At 40.3% G+C, this 19,488-nt stretch carries 5 protein-coding genes; 1 reads left to right on the top strand and 4 read right to left on the bottom strand.

All coding sequences use genetic code 11. The features are described from left to right. Nucleotides 1–21: 21 nt before the first annotated feature. Nucleotides 22–13,482 carry a putative Ig domain-containing protein gene (locus KYH19_RS16940; RefSeq protein ID WP_219075954.1) on the bottom strand — a complete coding sequence of 4,487 codons (13,461 nt, stop codon included), beginning with the start codon at nt 13,480–13,482 and terminating at the stop codon, nt 22–24. Nucleotides 13,483–13,717: 235 nt separating this feature from the next. On the opposite strand from KYH19_RS16940, the gene KYH19_RS16945 reads away from it, so the two are divergent. Then, nucleotides 13,718–16,309 (top strand): hypothetical protein, encoded by a 2,592-nt coding sequence (locus tag KYH19_RS16945; protein WP_219075955.1) that lies wholly within the window; start codon nt 13,718–13,720, stop codon nt 16,307–16,309. A gap of 1,045 nt (nt 16,310–17,354) precedes the next feature. Here KYH19_RS16945 and KYH19_RS16950 read toward each other — a convergent pair. The 3 genes from KYH19_RS16950 to KYH19_RS16960 form a co-directional block, all read right to left on the bottom strand. After that, on the bottom strand, nt 17,355–18,194 hold the full coding sequence (locus KYH19_RS16950; RefSeq protein WP_219075956.1) for a flagellar motor protein MotB: 840 nt from the start codon (nt 18,192–18,194) through the stop codon (nt 17,355–17,357). A gap of 115 nt (nt 18,195–18,309) precedes the next feature. Continuing rightward, nucleotides 18,310–18,972, bottom strand: coding sequence for a DUF2461 domain-containing protein (locus KYH19_RS16955; protein WP_219075957.1), 663 nt, complete (start codon nt 18,970–18,972; stop codon nt 18,310–18,312). A gap of 114 nt (nt 18,973–19,086) precedes the next feature. Then, nucleotides 19,087–19,485, bottom strand: coding sequence for a DUF983 domain-containing protein (locus tag KYH19_RS16960; protein ID WP_121283982.1), 399 nt, complete (start codon nt 19,483–19,485; stop codon nt 19,087–19,089). Between the last annotated feature and the right edge of the window lie 3 nt (nt 19,486–19,488).

Below are 19,488 nucleotides of genomic sequence, written 5' to 3' on the forward strand. Positions count from 1 at the left end.
TGTTTATTATTAATCCTCTTCTTATCTAATCAGCGTAACTGTACCTTTTCTCATTGATGTTGTTCCATTAGTGAATGTAATATCAACCATGTACACATACACACCGATTGGCTGATTTACACCTTTAAAGGTTCCATCCCATCCGTTTGCTACATTGTCTGATTGGAATATCAACTGACCCCATTGCGTGTAAATATTCATTTTCGCGCTTGATATGGTATTACCGTAGATTAAGAATATATCGTTTTTACCGTCGTTATTTGGTGTAAATGCATTTGGTATATAAACCTGATCTTCAAAAGGATTAGCTGCTTTACCAGTTGCTGAACCGTTCTGACTGGTTTCACACTCGGTCTGACCTTTTGCCCTTACCAGGATACTTACATTTTGATCTGGTTTCAAGCCCGATACCAGGTAAGTTGTTCCGGTTGCCCCACTTGTAGGATTAATCCAGGTTAAACCATTATCTAATGAAACCTGATATGATATAGCACCTGCAACCGCAGCCCATCCGAACGTAACACTGTTTGATGTAGTACTTTGTACAACGACTACTGGTTTATCTAATACCGGCAGTACCGTTACTGTAACTGCTGTTCTTGCTGGACTTGCACAGCCACCTACTGCTACTGCTTCTACATAATAAATTGTAGTAGCACTTAAGTTTGGTGGGGTAAAAGTTATACCTTCTGCCAATACCGCTCCGCCTGAACTTGCAGCGTACCATCTGTAAACTAATCCTGTTACCGGGTTATTTACAGTTAATATCGTTGAGCTACCTGAACAAAGTGTTCCATTTGCGGCTGTTACTGATGCTGGCGCAACTGGTACTGGTAAGGCAATTACATTTACCGGTGTTCTTGATGATGAGATACAGGCGCCATTTGCTCCTTCAACATAGTAAGTGATGTTTGCATTAACCGCAGGTGTTGTAAAGTTTACACCTGTTCCTGCCAATGTTCCACCTACCGCTGCTGTATACCAGTTATACATTACACCTGTTTGAGGGCTTGTAACGGTTAATGTAGCTGAGCTTCCTATACATACATTAACTAATGTTGATGCTACTGTTGGTATAGTTGGTTTTACGTTAACTGCTACTGTTACTTTAACACGGCCTCCGTTGTTGTTACACCCACCTGTTCCGATTGCTGAAATATAGTAATCTGTTGTTGTAGCTAAAGCTGTTACATTGAATGTAGTACCAGTAAATAATAAATTACCTCCAACTGCTTCATCGTACCATTCGTAAGTAACACCTGCCTCTGCATTGGCTATTGTTAGTGTGGCTCCATCTCCTGAGCATATGCCTCCGTTTGGAGCAGATACTACCGGGCTGTTTGGTAAAGCATTTACAGTAATGGCTACCACTCTTACTGTAGCTGCAGTATTTTCACATTTATTATCGCCTTTAACCGTTACATAATATGTTGTGCTTGCAGCTAATACCGGGGTAGTAAATACCGGGCCGGTAAATACTACTGTGTTTAGTGCCGCATCGCTATACCATGTAAATATTGGATTGGTTACTGTTGTACTTGTAGCAGCCAATGTTGCTGTTGAGCTAGCACATATTGATGTTGATCCGTTTACAGCTATATCTGTTGCCGCAGCAATTGGATTAACAGTAATGGTTACTGTTTTCGCATTAGCTGCAGTATTCTCACATTTATTATCGCCTTTAACCGTTACATAATACGTTGTTGTAGTGGTTAATACCGGCGTTGTAAATATAGGTCCGGTAAAGGCAACACTTGTTAATGAAGCATCGTTGTACCAGGTAAATACAGGGTTGGTTACTGTTGTCGAACTGGCATTGATTACAGCAGTTCCGGAACCACATACACTCGCTGGTGTAGATAAGGTAATATCTGCCGTTGTTGCGCCAGCATTAACATTTACGGTAACCACTTTTGCATTTGCCGCAGAACTTTCACATCTGTTATCACCTTTCACTGTGAGGTAATATTTAGTGGTTGCGGTTAACGCTGGTGTATTAAAGGTTGCGCCTGTAAATACTGGTGTTGTTAAAGCAGCATCGCTGTACCAGGTAAATACCGGGTTAGTTACAGTTGTGGTGCCCGCCACTAAGCTAGCCGACGATCCTGCACAAATGGTTGCATCAGCCGCAGTAACATCAGTTGCAGAAGCTACAGGGTTAACTACAATGTTAACAGACTTAGCTGTGACTGCACTGTTTTCGCATTTATTATCACCTTTAACCGTTACATAATAGGTGGTATTGGCAGTTAATGTTGGTGTAGTAAATACTGCTCCTACATAAGCCACGTCAGTTAAAGTTGCGTTGGTGTACCAGGTAAATACCGGATTGGTAATTGTTGTGCTACTTGCCGTTAGTACTGTTGCAGATCCTCCGCATATGTTGCTTGATCCATTTACCATAACATCACTTGCGACAGCTATTGGGTTAACTTTTATGGTAACTGTTGCTGCATTTGCTGCAATGTTTTCACATCTGTTAGTTCCTTTTACGGTTACATAATAAGTGGTTGTAGTGGTTAATACCGGCGTAGTAAATATTGGTCCGGTAAAGGCAACGCTTGTTAATGAAGCATCATTATACCAGGTAAATATTGGATTGGTTACTGTTGTTGAGCTTGCATTAATTACAGCAGTACCCGATCCACACAATAAAGTTGGTGTAGATAAAGTAATGTCTGCGGCAGTTGCAATCTGATTCACATTTACAGTTACCACTTTTGCAGTAATACCTGAGTTTTCACATTTGTTATCACCTTTAACTGTAACATAGTATTTAGTTGTTGCCGTTAATACCGGGGTAACGAATGATGTACCCACGTAAGCTACTGAAGCCAGGGTCGCATCATTGTACCAGGTGAAAACTGGGTTAGTTACTGTTGTAGTACTAGCTACCAAAGTAGTAGCCGATCCTGAACAGATGGTTGCATCATCAGCTGTAATATCCGAAGCAGTTGCAACAGGATTAACCGTAATGGTAATTACCCTTGCAGTACCAGGTGCATTTTCACATTTATTATCACCTTTTACAGTTACATAATAAGTGGTTGTGCTGGTTAATGCCGGCGTAGCATAAGTTGCCCCCATGAAACTTACATTGGTTAAGGCGGCATCACTGTACCAGGTAAATACCGGGTTAGTTACTGTTGGCGATGTTGCACTTAATACAGCAGATGATCCCGCACAAACTGATGTGCTTCCACTAAGGATAATATCAGTAGTAGTGGCCAATGGATTAACCGCTACAATTACTGCTTTAGCATCTGCAGCATTGTTTTCACATTTGTTAGCACCTTTAACAGTTACATAATACGTAGTTGTGGCTGTTAATCCGGTTACGGTAAACGTTGGGCCGGTAAATAACACGCTGGTTAACGAAGCATCGCTGTACCAGGTAAACACTGGCTGCGTTACCGTGGTGCTCGAAGCCATTAACATTACGGTAGAACCTGAACAGATTTGTGCATTGCTCACTGCAATGTCAGCAGCGGTAGCAAAATTCTTAACGGTTACGGTAACTACCTGAGCGTTGGCTGGTGAATTTTCACATTTGTTATCACCCTTAACAGTTACATAATAAGTAGTGTTTGCATTAAGTGCAGGTGTAGTAAAACTAGCGCCAACATAGGCTACTGTAGTTAAAGCAGCATTACTATACCAGGTAAATACCGGGTTAATTACTGTTGTGGTTGAAGCAGACAGTGCCGCTGTAGATCCTTTACAGATTGGGGTAATTCCGCTAATGGCAATGTCTCCATCAGTTGCCGCCGAATTAACCGTAATGGTTATCGTTTTAGCGTTTGCTGCAGTATTCTCACATTTATTATCGCCTTTAACCGTTACATAATAAGTGGTTGTGGCATTAAGCGTTGGCGTAACAAAGCTAGCCCCAGTAAATGCTACAGTAGTTAAAGCTGCATCACTGTACCAGGTAAATACCGGGTTGATTACGGTTGTACTTGTTGCATTTAAAGTAACTGAAGCGCCACCGCATATGGTACTCGTTCCCGCTAAGTTTATATCAGCTAAAGTGGCAACAGGGTTTACTGTTATCGTAACCTCTTTTGCATTACCAGCTGTGTTTGCACATTTATTTGTTCCACTAACAGTAACATAATATTTGGTAGTTACACTAATGGCTGGTGTATTAAATACTGCACCTACAAAAGCTACCTGGGTTAAAGCAGCATCGCTATACCAGGTAAACACCGGACTGGTTACTGTTGTACTGGCCGCAGTAAGTACTGCTGTTCCAGAAGCACACAACGATGTAGTTCCGCTTATTGTTACATCGGCAGCAACTGCTGATGGATTAACGGTTATAGAAATTTTAGCACGTGTAGAGTTTGAACAACCCGCTCCACTTACGGCTTCAACATAATAATCGTATGTTCCTGCTGCGAGGGATGCAGATGTAGTAAAGCTACTGTTGTTGGTTACCAACATATTTCCGGCTACAGCCGCATCATACCAGTTATAAGTTACTCCTGCAACGGCTTGCACACTTAAAGTAGCAGGTGAGCCGATACAAGTTGTAGTTGGGTTATTAGTTGATGGAATCGGCGCTACTGGTGGAGTTAAAATAGTTACTGTTACTTTGGTTCCTGGAGTCTCGCAACCATTAGCAGTTGCCGTTACTGAATAAGTATAAGTTCCGGCAGTTAGGCCCGGATCTGTTGTGAAAGTTGCCCCATCTTTTCCTGTTTGATAGGTTGAGCCTAAGTACCATTTGTACACTACGCCTGCTTGTGGGTTCTGCACACTTAATGTTGCGGATGAACCTTGACAAGCACTTGCTGTAGCAGCATTAACTGTTGGTGTGGTGATTACACGTTGTGCATAATCTAAATTAACAGATGTTAATGCCCCTAACAAACCTGAACCTAACCTCAGTTCTGCTCCATCAAATTTACTGGTTGGAACGAAAGTTAATATTGCAGATGTACCGCCAGATAATAATTTTAAGCTAATTAACGGGTTAGCAATAGAAACTGCATCGTTATTGCTGGTTGTACCCTGGAAAGTAGTTACGGTTAAGTTATTTAACACTCCTGCCGAAAGCAATGTCCCTGGAGTGGTAATTTTCACTCTTAAGGTATCGCCTACATTTGATAATCCTGTAAAGCCAACCTGGTGATAAACAGATGCACCAAGTAATCCCACTGGGATAACCAAACTGGATCCTGTATTAATATCATTATCAACCGCAAAAGTAGGGTTAAAAACACCGGCTAGTAAAGCTATCCCAGTTACGCCACTTGTAACTGTTGTTGTAGCTGCTCCACAAGGCGTAGTTATCGGTGTACCGTTAGGAATTACAGTAACCGTTACGGTTGCCCTGCTTGTTGCAGTACAGCCTCCAGGTATGGTAGCCTCTACATAATAAGTTGTTGTTGCACTTAATTGTGGTGTTACATACGTTTCACCAGTATGTACCGGAACTGTACCGTTTGCAGTAGTGTACCAGTTAATGGTTGCACCTGCTGTACCAGAAGTTGCCTTTAATACCGCAACAGCACCTTCACTGATAGTGATAGAAGGTGGTGTAATTATCGGAACATCAATAGTTCCTAAAATAACTTTACCTTCTGTTCTTGCTGATGAAGAACCACAGCCATTAACTGCTGCAACAAAATAACTGGTATTTGCAGTAATTAAAGGTGTTGTAAAGTTATCGCCGGTGAATACTAAGTTTCCCCCTACCGCAGCATCGTACCAGTTATAGGTTGTACCTGCAATTGGATCTTTAACCTGGAAGGTAGCTGATGTATTCGGACAGGTATTAACTGATGCCGAAAGCAGATCAGGTGTTACCGGTGCAGGGTTTGTAGTTACGTTTACAATTGTTTTATAGCTTACACAGCCTGTTGCAGAAACTGCTGCAACATAGAATTTGGTATCGCCTGTTAAAGCCGGAGTAGTAAATGTGATACCATCTTTTCCACTTATGTAATTACCGGCAGCATCATACCACCTGTAGGTTAAACCTGCTGATGGATTACTTACCTGCAATTGAGCGGTTGAGCCTAAACAAGCAGTAACGTTAGCAGCTGTTACTGTTGGTGCAAGCAAAATGCGTTGTGCGTAATTTAAGTTGATTGAAGTTAATGCACCCAATACACCTGAGTTTAATCTTACTTCTACTCCATCAAAAACGTTCGTTGGAACAAAAGTGATTAAGGCCTGTGTATTACCGCTCAACAACTGAACATTTAATAAGCTATTGTTTAAAAATTGCGAATCACCATTGCTGTTCGTTCCAACATAAGTGGTGATGGCCGCATTAGCTAATAATGAAAGCGACAATAATTTTCCTGGCGATGATACCAATACACGCACGGTATCACCAACAGTAGATAGTGACCCAAAACCAACTCTTTGATAAACTGATGCCCCAAGCGCTCCAACAGGCATGACCAGTGAAGATGCGGTTTCAGTATCGTTGTCAATCGCTAAAACTGGATTAAATACACCTGATAATAATGCTACGCCTGTAACACCACCAACTTGTGTTGTTGCGGCTTCGCATGGTACTGGATTTGGCGATCCATTTCCATCAACGGTAATGGTTACCTGAACACGGCTTGCCGAAGTACAACCATTGGTAGAAACCGATTCTACATAATAAGTTGTAGTAGCCAACAGCGGCGGTGTAACATAAGTAGCACCCACATAAACAGGTATAGTTGAAGTATTAGAAGTATACCAATTGAAAGTATTGGTTGGATCTGCAGAACTAGCCGTTAAAATTGCAGTTTGTCCTGCACCCACTGTTGATGAATTGGCAGTTACCACAGGTAAAACCGGACGAGGATTTACTGATACCGCAGCTGCTGCACGTGCAGCACTTGTACAGTTTCCTTGAGAAGCTTCTACATAATAAGTAGTGGCGGCTGTTAAGGCCGGAGTTTGGAATACTGCACCTGTGAAAACCAGGTTTCCACCTACCGCTGCATCGTACCATTTATAGGTTACTGCAGCATCTGGATTGGCAACTGATAAAGTTGCTGATGATCCCTCACAAACATTGGCAATTGTTGCCAATACTGGTGTTGGTAATGCTGGTGTAACGGTTACAGTTACCGGAACTCTCGTTGTGTTTGGACAACCGGCTTTGCTTACCTGAATATAATAAGTTGTAGTAGCCGTTAATGCTGTTGTAGTAAATGTTTCGCCAGTGGCTAATTGTGTGCCACCAGTTGCGGCATCGTACCACGCTAATGCCGTACCACCGTTTGCTGTTGCAGTTAAAGTTGCTGTACTTCCTGCACAAATGGTTTGTGCACCTGCTGTTACCGTTGGGTTAGGATAAATTACAGTAGCACCATAAATATCTAAACTGGTTAATGCCGATACTAATGCCCCAAAGCTTACCTGTACCCTATCGTAAACACCTCCGGCTAAAATGGTAGCCGCGAAACGAGAACCTGAAAGTAATTGAAGATTTAATAATGATGAATTTAATTGAACTGATCTAACCACTGTTGATCCGTTCAATACGTTTACAGTAACATTACCCAGTGCCGTTAAATCTAATAAACCACCTGGTAAAGCTAAATCTAAACGGATGCTATCAGTTGCAGTTCCAGCGTTAGGGAAAATTAATTGCTGGTAACCTGATGAACCAACACCTACTGACAACGATATCCGGGTAAAATTAGACGGATCCGCATCAGTAGAATTTCCGGCTCCGGTTATTCCGCACAATAAACAAATTCCGTTTATACCTGTGTTTTGCAAATTAGCAGCGTTACAGGCGGTACTACCACCGTTGTTTAATACAGTAACAGTTACTGGTACTCGGCTTGCACTTTTACAACCGCTGGCATTTGTAGTCTCTACATAATAAGTAGTAGTTGCCGATAATGTTGGGGTGGTAAATGAATTACCAGCACCTACCTGTGTTCCACCTGTAGCAGCATCGTACCATTGAATGGTATTTCCAGCGTCTGCTGTTGCCAATAAGGTAGTAGATTGACCTGCATTTATTACCTGGTTATTCGTAGTTACGGTTGCGGCAGTTGCTGGAGGGTTAACAGAAACGTTAACCGCGGTTCTTGAACTTACTGCAGTTCCTGATACTGCCTCAACATAAAATACGGTTGGAGCGGTAACTGCAGGAGTTACAAAAACACCTGTGTTATTAGTAACCAATGGTGTACTGCCGGTAGAAGCATACCAGCTATAGGTTACACCAGCTTGCAAATTGCTTACACTTAGTGTAGCCGGACTTCCAGCACAAACAGTTGCTGCAGCAACCACTGGCGCATCAACCGTTACAGTTAAGCTATAAGTTGTTGTTGCTTTGTTTCCGTTTGCGTCTGTTGCAGTTAAAGAAATTGAAAAGGTTCCACCTAAAGTTGGTGTTCCTGTAATTTCTCTTGTTGCGGTATTAAAACTTAATCCCGGAGGAAGGTTTGTAGCTAAATAAGTATATGGTGCTGTTCCACCGGTTACCGCTGGTAAAGTTTGTGTTGGGTAAGGTGTGCCTACAATACCATTAGGTAAAGTAGCACCTGGTAATGACAACACACCTATTACTTTAAGCGCGTAGGTATTACTTGCTGTTCTGCCCTCACTATCTGTAGCGGTAACACTAATCGAATAATTTCCGGCCTGTGCAGGCGTTCCGGAAACCGCTCTTGTTGCTGGATTAAAAGTTAACCCTGCCGGAAGATTGTTTGCTACATAAGTATATGGCCCAACGCCACCGGTTGCCGATGGCAAGGTTTGCGTGGCATAAACTGTTCCTTCTGTTCCATCAGGCAAAGTTGCTGCAGGTAACAATAAAGGATCAACTACTACAATTGTATAGTTATTGGTTGTTGTTTTTCCATCGGCATCTGTAACTGTTACCGGTATGGTGAAAGTTCCGGATTGCGTAGGTGTTCCGGTAATTTCTCTTGTTGCCGGGTTAAAAGCTAATCCCGGAGGAAGACCCGTTGCAGCATAAGTATATGATGTTGAACCACCTGTTGCAGACGGAATAGTTTGGATAGGATAAACTGTGCCAGTTGTTCCATTAGCTAAAGTAGCCGCCGGTAAAACCAACGGATCGGTTACTTTAAGCGTATAGTTAGCTGTAATCGTATTGCCATTAGCATCGGTTACTGTTACCGGAATCGTAAATGTTCCGATTTGAGTAGGCGTGCCCGTAATTTCTCTGGTGGCCGGATTAAAAGTCAATCCCGGAGGAAGCGCAGTAGCTGTATATGTATAAGGCCCGGTTCCACCTGTTGCAGCTGGAATTCCGTTTGTTGTATATGGTGTGCCTGTTACACCGTTAGGCAATGCTCCGGGAGCTAAAGCTAAGGCTGGCGTTACCGTTAAAGTGAATGTTGCAGTTGTACTACAAGCCTTTGTATCAGTTACTACAACATCAAATGTTGGATTACCTGCGGCAGTTGGCGTTCCACTTATCAGGCCACTTGGCGATAAAGTTAAACCAGCTGGTAAGGTACTACCTGCAGCTAAGGCATAAGTATAACCTGGTGTTCCGCCAGAAGCAACAGGAAGCTGCTTATTGTATGGAGAGGCAATTGTTGCATTTGTTAAAGTTGTACCTGCAAATACAATTGCCGGATTAACGGTAATACCTACCGGAACCCTTGTTGTATTTGAACAGGTCCCTTTAGTTACCTGAACATAATACGTAGTAGTTGTTGTTAATGCCGGAGTAGTAAAGTTTGCGCCTGTTCCCACTTGTGTTCCACCTGTTGGCGCATCGAACCAGGTTAAGGTCGTACCACCATTTGCAGTTGCACTTAATGTTGCAGCGCTGCCTGAACAGATCGATTGTGCACCAGCTATAAATGTTGGGTTTGGATAAACTACCGTTGCGCCATAAATATCTAAGCTCGTTAAAGCGGAAACCAGTGCACCAAAGCTTACCTGAACTCTATCATAAGCGCCACCCGCTAAAACAGTTGCTGCAAAACGATTGCCTGATAATAGTTGAAGACTTAATAATGCACCGTCTAATTGAACTGTTTTTACAACCGTAGTACCATTTAATACCGTAATGGTTACATTATTTAAAAGACCAACATCGGCTAAACCGGTTGGTAAAGCCAGGTCTAAACGGATGCTATCTGTAGCAACACCTGTAGAAGGGAAAATTAATTGTTGATAACCCGTTGCGGTAACGCCTACAGCAAGAGAAATCCGGGTGAAGTTGTTTGCATTGGCATCAGTAGAGTTACCTGCACCATTTATAGCACATAATAAACAGATCCCATTAATACCGGTATTCTGATTGTTTGCTGCATTGCAAGCTGTTGCGCCGCCGCCATTAATTACAGTTACAGTTACCGGAACGCGGCTTGCACTTTTACAGCCATTGCTGCTTGTGGTTTCTATATAATAAGTTTTGGTTGCAGATAAGGCTGGCGTAGTGAACGAAGTCCCTGTTCCAACCTGCGTTCCCGCTGATGGAGCATCAAACCAGGCAATGGTATTTCCAGCATCAGCAATAGCGGTTAAAGTTGTAGTTTGTCCGGAGTTGATTACCTGGTTATTAGTAGTAACTGTGGCTAAAGTTGCAGGTGGATTAACTGAAACCGTAACCGATGTTCTCGAACTGATTGCTGTTCCGGAAACAGCTTCTACATAAAATACAGTTGTTGAACTTACTGCAGGCGTTACAAAAGTACCGTTATTGCCAGTTACTAATGGTGTACTTCCTGTAGAAGCATACCAGTTATACGTAACGCCAGTTTGAAGATTGCTTACAGTTAAAGTAGCCGTACTTCCGGTACATACCGTAGCTGAAGCCACAACTGGTGCATTTACCGTTACGGTTATGGCATAAGTCGTTGTTGCTTTATTATTGTTAGCATCTGTAGCTGTTAAAGCAACATTATAAGTACCACCTTGCGTCGGTGTTCCGGTAATTTCTCTTGTTGTCGGATTAAACGACAATCCCGGAGGAAGGTTTGTTGCTGCGTATGTATACGGAGACGTTCCACCTGTTACAGCCGGTAATGTTTGCGGTAAGTAAGAAGAACCAACAATACCGTTAGGTAAAGTTTTTGTTGGTAAAATTAAGGTACCATTTACTTTTATTGGATAAGTGTTACTTACTGTTTTACCCTGACTATCGGTAACTGTAACACCAATTACATAATTACCTGCCTGGGTTGGTGTACCAGTAACCTCTCTTGTAGCTGGATTAAACGATAATCCGGCAGGGAGATTAGCACCTGCATAAGTATAAGGACCAACACCACCTGTTGCAGCCGGGAGAACTTGTGTAGCATAAGCAACGCCCTCTGTTCCATCTGGCAAAGTTGCCGCTGGTAATACCAATGGGCTATTTATAATAACACTATAATTTGTAGTTACCGTTTTTCCATCAGCATCTGTTACTGTAACGGGCACTGTATAAGTGCCAATAGTTGTTGGTGTACCGGTAATGGCTCTGGTTGATGGATTAAAAGTTAAACCTGGAGGAACACCTGTTGCCGAATAAGTATAAGGCGTAGTTCCTCCGGTTGCACCTGGAATAATCTGTGTAGTATAAACCGTTCCTGCAGTACCATCAGCTAATGTTGCTGCAGGTAAAAATAAAGGATCAGTAATTTTTACGGTATAATTAGAAGTAATGGTATTACCGTTTACATCAACAACCGTAACTGGTATCGTATATATTCCAGGTTGGGTCGGCGTTCCGGTAATTTCTCTTGTTGTTGGATTAAAAGTTAAGCCAGGAGGAATACCTGTTGCGGTATAAGTGTACGGCCCTGTTCCACCAGTTGCGGCTGGGATAGTCTGTGTTGGATAAACAGTTCCTGTTAAACCATCAGGTAATGCGCCTGGTATAAGTACCAATGCTGTGGTAACCGTTAAATTATAATTCGCGGTTGCCTTACAACCTTTGGCATCAGTTGCAACTACAGAAAAAGTGTAAGCATTGGCTACGGTTGGTGTTCCGGTAATTACGCCAGTTGATGACAAACTTAAGCCTGTTGGCAGTGTACTTCCTGCAGCCAGGGCATAAGTATAACCCGCTGTTCCACCTGTAGCTACATCTAACTGTTTAGCATAGGCAAAACCTGGAGTGGCATTTATTAATGTTGCCCCATTAAAAATAATTTGTGGATTTACGGTAATTACAACAGGTATTCTTGCCGATTCAGTTGTACAGCCTACTCTTCTTGCAGCAACATAATAAGTTTTAGTAGCCGTTAATGCTGGTGTAGTAAAAGTACCATTAAAAGCAACTGTTTGTAATGCTGTCCCTCCTTCTATTGCTTCATACCATCTTAATTCGTTGGCATTTGGAGTAGTAGCGTTTAAAGCTACTGTAGTATTATAACATGCAGCAATTGCTGTACTTGCTGGCGTTGGCCTGCCCGCAGAGCGGATTACTCCATAAACATTGATAGTTTGTGTAAGGTTTAGCGCAACTACAGAACCCAATGTAACCTTCACCCTGTCGTACACTACATTTGTACCTGGAGAAAAAGGTATCGATACTGGTTGCCCGCTATTTAGTAAGCCTAATAAATCCAGATTTAAAGTATTTGGGAATGAGCCTGTATATACCTGGGTACCGCCATTATATGCGGTTATAGAAATGTTTTGTAAAAGCCCTGCTGTTAGTAACGCAGGAGAAGCACTAAGTCGCAGGTTAATATCCTCACCAGGATTTGATGCTGTTGCAAAATAGAAATTTTGGCTAATGGATGATCCCACGCCAAGTACCCCTAAACTAAGTTGAGAAAAATTATTTGGATCTGAATCTATTGCCCTTTCACTATTTGTTACGCCAGAACTTCCCAGCTGTAAGGCATCAAGCGTAATCCCTGTTCCTTCATAACCTGTAGCAAATGCCTGGGCACAAGGATCAGTACCAGAAGTATAAAAAGAATAATAAACCTTTGTACTATTAGCAACTGAAACCAAAAGTGCATTGGTTACATCTTTTATAAATACCCTATCATAAGCCTGTGTAGGAGTTATCGCGATATAAAAAAAACCATTTGCATCTTTTACCAAACGCAGATTATCTGAAGAAAATCCGTTAACACTGTTACCGCCAATTGGGGGAACTGCAGAAGCACCGTTTCTGGCGCCCACCTGAAATGAATGGTTTCCAAGAACTACTGTTCCGCCTACATTGGCCAGCAAGGTACCCAAACTTCCACCTAATAAACTGTTCAGTACATCTCCGTCAAAATCTATTCTGATATAAGATGTTATTCCCCCAGCTACAGCTGCCGGATATTTTAATTCCAGTTCGCCACTATAAGAGCCTATACCAACGGCAATTCCGCCATACGAATTAACCGTAGCAAACGTATTGTCGTTTAAAGTTGCATTTAGTGCATTGTCCACTCTGCTCTGAGCAGATACAGTATTTGCAAAAATTTTAGTTTGAGCATACGATTTAGTATAGAAGAGCGTTAATAGAACGATGAATGCAACACAAGTATTGCGAATTATCCCTATTCGGGATGAGAAAGTACGGGTTTTCATCATGTCAGGCGTTATTTAGAAGACTTACTATGTACTACTGTTTGGTATTTTTTTTAGGTGGCATTATATTATCATGACAAATCTAAATCTACAATAGCTACCTATCCTATCCATTACTATTCATTTTTATCTGGTTGCATTTCATTCATTTTATTCATACACGGCTTTCTTAATGAATAGATTTCTTCAATTGTGAAATTATGATGACATTAGCTGAAGTCATCCCATCTGTTAATTAATGAACGCTAACGACCTCCTTATAGAACTCCGGAAGTTTGTCCTTTTAAAATCAGGTTTGAGAAATATCGACCCGGCTCATTGTAAGATTATATCTGAATATGTATATCAGGAAACCAAAAACTACGTAAGTGAAACTACGATCAAACGATTCTTTGGCTTTGCAAACACACTACATAAATTTTCCTTATTTACTTTAAATAGCCTGTCGCAGTATATAGGTTATAACGACTGGGACTCCTTTTGTAAGGATAAGAAAAACCAAACTACCTCTGTTCAAAGCATCTGGCAGGATTTAAAGCTTAAAGCACATGCCCTTACAGAAGTATCGTTAATTGCTAAAAAAAATAATTCAGGTGTCCCATTTAATGCTACTGCGAACAGAAGTTTTTTTTATCCTGACTTTGATTATTTCTTAAAAAACAATTATCAGTTTACAACCATAAGTGCCCAACCGGGTCAGGGGAAATCAATACTGCTTGCACACATGGTAGAGCATTTTTTCTTTTCAGAAAATGCCCCTTATAAAAACGATATTGTTTTACTAATTAACTCTGCTAGCCTTAATACCATTATTCAAAATGGAGGTACTGTAAAAGAGTGGTTTTTAAAAGAATTTAAATTTGGAAGCCTAAGCGAATTAATCAGTTTTTTTAAAAAAAATCCTGAAAAAAAGGAAGGTCGTTTTATTATTATTGTTGACGGTATTGATGGACATTTAGCCAAAAGTCATTATTTTAAAGCATTTATAGACTTCTTATATAGCATAGAAGAAAATAATTTTGTTAAGCTCATATTTGGATTGCGAACGGATAGCTGGATTAATCTTCAGCCTGCTATTTATGGTTCTGCATCTTTAACTAAGGCCTGGTATATGGGCTTATTTTATGATGAAGACACGCTAAGTAATGTACCATCGTTAAATGTTGAGGAGGTACTCTACACCTTAAGCCAAATAGAAAACAGGATTATCAATCGGGCAGACGTGAGTTTACCCCTGTTAATACAATTTAAAACACCATTCTGGTTACAGGTGTATTTCAAACTCAAAGATGAGCAACAGCACCTTGAGCTGAATAACCCCTTGTTATGTTATGAATTAATTAGTTATTTTTTAGAGCGGCGCGTATTTATGGCAAAAAAAAGCACCGAAAAAATATTTCTCCTCAAAAAAATAAGTGATTGCATTTCAGAAGGAAATAAGAAATTAAGGGTTGCTAAAGAAAAAATTCTGAGCTACATCAATTGTTATCCCGATGCATACGCAGAGCTTTTAAATGCTGGGATTATCATCGAAGAAAAAAGGTTAAGTACAACCATTCCTACAGAAATTGTCCGCTTTTTAAACGACGATATTTATACCTATTTTCTATTTATACAGATTACCGATAAATTTGAATATAAACCAGGGAAAGTATTTTTCGAACACATCTTAAACAGTTTCCCTGGTCAACCCCCCCAAAGAGATCATATCCTTAACTGGTCGATCAGATTCGCGATCAACCGTAACGAAATTGCTGCTTTAAAAAACATCTTTAAACTGCCATTTTCAAACCGTGAAAAGAACAGTGCTTTTGATTTTATTTGCTCTGTATCGAAATACGAACTCAGCAAACCCAATTCTAACTTCAACAAGTTGAGCATTGGTATCGATTTTATCGACCTTATGACTACAGGGCGGACGATGAGCAACCTGTATAAAGAAACCATCAGAAACATATCGGAAAATGTACTGAATGAAGACGTTCAGATTATGTTGCATGTAATAGAATGCAACCTTAATCTTATTGATGTAGATAAAGTTGGTTTAGCCAATACCATGCAACTGTTAAAGAGAAATTATAAAAGATTAAACGAACTGTTTCCGATTAATCCTTACGATTTAATCCTTTATTTTTATAACAACCTGATTAATAAACCTAACGAAAGCAAAAGTCTCGAAGATAAAATTGTAAAACTTTGCCAGGAGATAGATCAAAGTAAACCACGGAGAAATGAAGAGATCACCTCTGCCGAAATACTCTCTTACAGATTGGTATTGAATGCGTTATTTTCTCAGAAAAATTATGCAGGATGCCACCGTTTTATTATGGCCATATTGAATAAATATCCCAATATTTTTTACGTAAGACATTCGGTATTTTCTCCTTTTTTATTGCTTCATTTAGGGCAAACCTACATCAAGCTCAACTATTTTAAAAAAGCGCAGCGCATTATGCAATTCGTAGATAAAATCATCAGCAGCGATTATACTTATTATACCAACTTTATATTGGCCAGCTTTAATGTTTTTAAAGCCAGCTTTTATAATGCCACGCATCATTACGAACAAGCGCTTATAGAAACTAATACTGGCTTGAGTATTACCAGAAAGAATAATTTTAAGATGTTGCAAATAACCTTACTGTTAAGTAAGATCGATACCCTAAAACATACCGAAGAATCAGAAGAAGTATCAAGCGTTATTAAAGAACTCCTAAACTTTTTAAATACTCATAAACTCTCCATGCCCGATTATTCTAACCTAAGCAGTCATGAGTTCGATCATACCTTTAAGATTTTAAAATCTTACCGCAGGCACCAGAACCAATAAAAGAGGCCTTCTTCTCCAAAAACTATATTCTCTTAATTCCTAATTAAAAACTTTTCCCGGTTTGGAGCGCAAGGCCTGTACGAAATACTAAATTTCTTCCCGTTTTTCGCGTTTACGCTTCGCTTCCTCGTACCTCGTTGCTGCAGGGTAAATGCTTCAACCGGGGCTAATGTGGCTAATACAGTTTTTCATTTTTGAGGCTTTAGCGTGTACAAACCCTTGTGCCTAAACCCGACAGCAGCGAAAATACTTTTTGTTACAGCAACCCTGAATCTGCTGTCATGCTGAGGTACGAAGCATCTGTAACCTATGAACAGATGCTTCGTACCTACCATTGACGTTGTTTTAAAAACTATTATTAATCAGCCCTTTAGCTGCTTTAGTATTTCCCTCTAGCTAGGCCATAGCACAATATCCCCGTTCTGCTTAATCCGGCCTAACAAATTTTTCGGATTGCACTGCCTAAGCCAACCCACTAACTTCGAAAGAAAACGGCGAAGCCCTCATGAATGCAGCTGAAAGTTATAACCAACAAATGAATAAATTTTCAGCCGGTGTTTTTTGTTTTTTCATGTGTATTTATGTTTTTATTTGCATTCAAGCTAGCTTCGCTGGTCTTTTTAACACCAAAAAGAAAGAGCCCTTCGGCGGCGGCGAGCCGAGGCAAGACCGAGCTGTAGGACAAGGGAAAACGATTATACGTCACTCATATTGATTTCTATACAATAAATTACCCTTCAGCATAACAGTAGCACAAGAAGATTGAAGTGAATGGCGGGACAGCAAAATGCCAGGAACTGCTGCACCTTCATTTCCTGATCATAAAAACATGATTATTCTAATATCCTGAGTTAGATAATTATTTGCTAAAAATTTATCGTCCTGCTGAATTTATTTCAGCATCTTTTAGCGTGAAAGACCCTGAAATAAATCCGATAGCTATCGGATCAGGGTGACGACCGCTTTAACAGAAAACTTGAATGCCACAAAATGAGATTTAATAATAGAACTCAGGTTAATAGGTTCTTCTTTAGTTATTGTTATCTTATTTAATCAAATTATAAAGTTCATCCAGTTTAGGAGAAAGCACGATCTCTATCCTTCTATTTTTGCTTCTTCCATCTGCATTTGCATTTGTACCTAAGGGCTGAAATTCACCTTTACCAGTTGCCGTCATCCTTACACTTTCTACTTTTTCGTTCTCTGTTAAATAACGTACAACAGAAGTAGCCCTCAACACACTTAAATCCCAGTTGTCTTTAATCTGCCCCAGATTATTTATTTTCTGATTATCGGTATGCCCCTCAACTGCAATGTTAATTTCAGGCTGCTGTTTTAATACATTGGCCAATTGCGTTAATGCCTGTTTACCCTTTTCATCAATGATGATACTTCCAGAGGGGAATAAGAGTTTATCGGTTAGCGAAACATATACTTTTCCATTTTTAATTTCAACAGTTAAACCGCTTTTAGTAAAGCCCAATAAGGCCTGCTGTAGTTTCTCTTTGAGTGAGTTGGTGGCTTCATCACGTTTGCGCAGCACCTCTTCCACTTCTTTTAAACGTTTCTCGCGGGCAGCTAAATCGCCCGATAGCTTGGTGATCTCACTTGAAGAATTATTTTTAAGTTTTTTATAGTTCGCATCAACGGTGTTGTAATTACTTTGCAAATCGCGAAGCTCTTCAGCCATTAAAGTCGTATCCTTTTTCAATTTTGCTACTTCTTTTTCAAGGTTTTCGATTTTGATTAAACCTTCATTAAATGCGGTATATAGTGAGTCTTTGGTTCCCAACAAAGCTTTATACTTTTTTGGAGATAATACAACACAAGAAGTAAAGGAAGAAAGAAAGAGGAGAACGGCAAAGGCAAAAAAGGTATTTTTCATGTTTAAAGTTTCAAGAGTTTAGTATGTGGTATTCAGTAATAAGTATTTAGTAACAAGTATCAAGAAGGTATTCTGTTTGATCATTGCTAATTGGTTATTGGTTATTTTTAATTAGTTATTGTTCTATAGCATTTCGTAAAAATGCAACTAATGGCTGTACTGTTTTAAAAGAACTTATCAACTTATTAACGAGGTTCGGTTTTAAAAATTCTTCATCATCGATTTTTGTGGTGGCTTCGAAGCTTTTCAGCTTTAAAAATTCGATGTTTGGATCTGCAGGATCATAGCCTTTCGGTGCATTTTTAAGTGCATTATCCACACCTAGTTTAAAGTTTTTCTTAAAATCCTTGCCGTTGATAATTTCTTTAAAATCGCCAATATTATAATCAATCTCCTGTCTGATCAATTTTAAATGCGATGCTTCAGGCATCCAGTATCCACCGGCAATAAAGCTTTTTCCTGGCTGGATGTGCAGGTAATAGCCTGGTTCGTTCCCTCCTTTGCTTTTGGCCGAAAACCAGATACCGAAATTATTTTTATAGGGATCTTTATTTTTGCTGAAACGCACATCGCGGTAAATGCGCAAAAGGCTTTTTTTAGGATCAGCCTCAGCCGACAGCAATGGATCTACCTTAGCCAGTTCAGGGATTAATTTTGCTACAAGTTCGAGTACATCGACTTTTGCAGCTTCATAAACATCTTTATTGGCAGCAAACCACTCGCGGTTGTTGTTTTCGGCAACGTCTTTTATAAAGTTTAGGGTTTCTTTTTTTAACATTGCTAAAAATTGAAAGATTATATTAAAATGGTTGATCGTTCATGGTCAATAGGCTAAATGCCCATCAAATACTCCCAACAATCAACTTTTACTTATTGACTTCTGGCTCCCGACTTACTTATCGTAATATGGCTTATACTTAATGTTCGGCGATAACACATGGAGCAGTATAATTCGTGAATACCGATAGTTAAACGGGTACAGAATAAAACAGCCGGCAAAAATAACAATCAGGTAAGGCCAGAAAGTTTCATCAGTAAGCGGACCAAAAACTAAATAGGTGAGAAAACTGGCAAACAGCATTTCGATTACATTCATGGCATAACTAACGTACATGGCTGCATAAAAGTAACCGGGTTCAATTTCTATCCGTTGTGCACAATGCCCGCAAATTTCTTTGGTATGCTGAATGTTCCAGCCGTACATACTGCCTGTAAAAATAGCTCCTCTGCGGCAATGCGGACATTTACAATGTACAATGGCGTAAAGTTTCGAGGTAGTTTGCTCAGACATACT

Origin of the sequence: Pedobacter sp. D749 (genome assembly GCF_019317285.1) — a bacterium.
Lineage (GTDB): Bacteria > Bacteroidota > Bacteroidia > Sphingobacteriales > Sphingobacteriaceae > Pedobacter.

Excerpts from the sequence above, each read along its gene's own strand:
- KYH19_RS16950 (WP_219075956.1), bottom strand. The coding sequence starts at position 18,194 with ATGAAAAATACCTTTTTTGCCTTTGCCGTTCTCCTCTTTCTTTCTTCC.
- KYH19_RS16945 (WP_219075955.1), top strand. The coding sequence starts at position 13,718 with ATGAACGCTAACGACCTCCTTATAGAACTCCGGAAGTTTGTCCTTTTA.
- KYH19_RS16960 (WP_121283982.1), bottom strand. The coding sequence starts at position 19,485 with ATGTCTGAGCAAACTACCTCGAAACTTTACGCCATTGTACATTGTAAA.
- KYH19_RS16955 (WP_219075957.1), bottom strand. The coding sequence starts at position 18,972 with ATGTTAAAAAAAGAAACCCTAAACTTTATAAAAGACGTTGCCGAAAAC.
- KYH19_RS16940 (WP_219075954.1), bottom strand. The coding sequence starts at position 13,482 with ATGATGAAAACCCGTACTTTCTCATCCCGAATAGGGATAATTCGCAAT.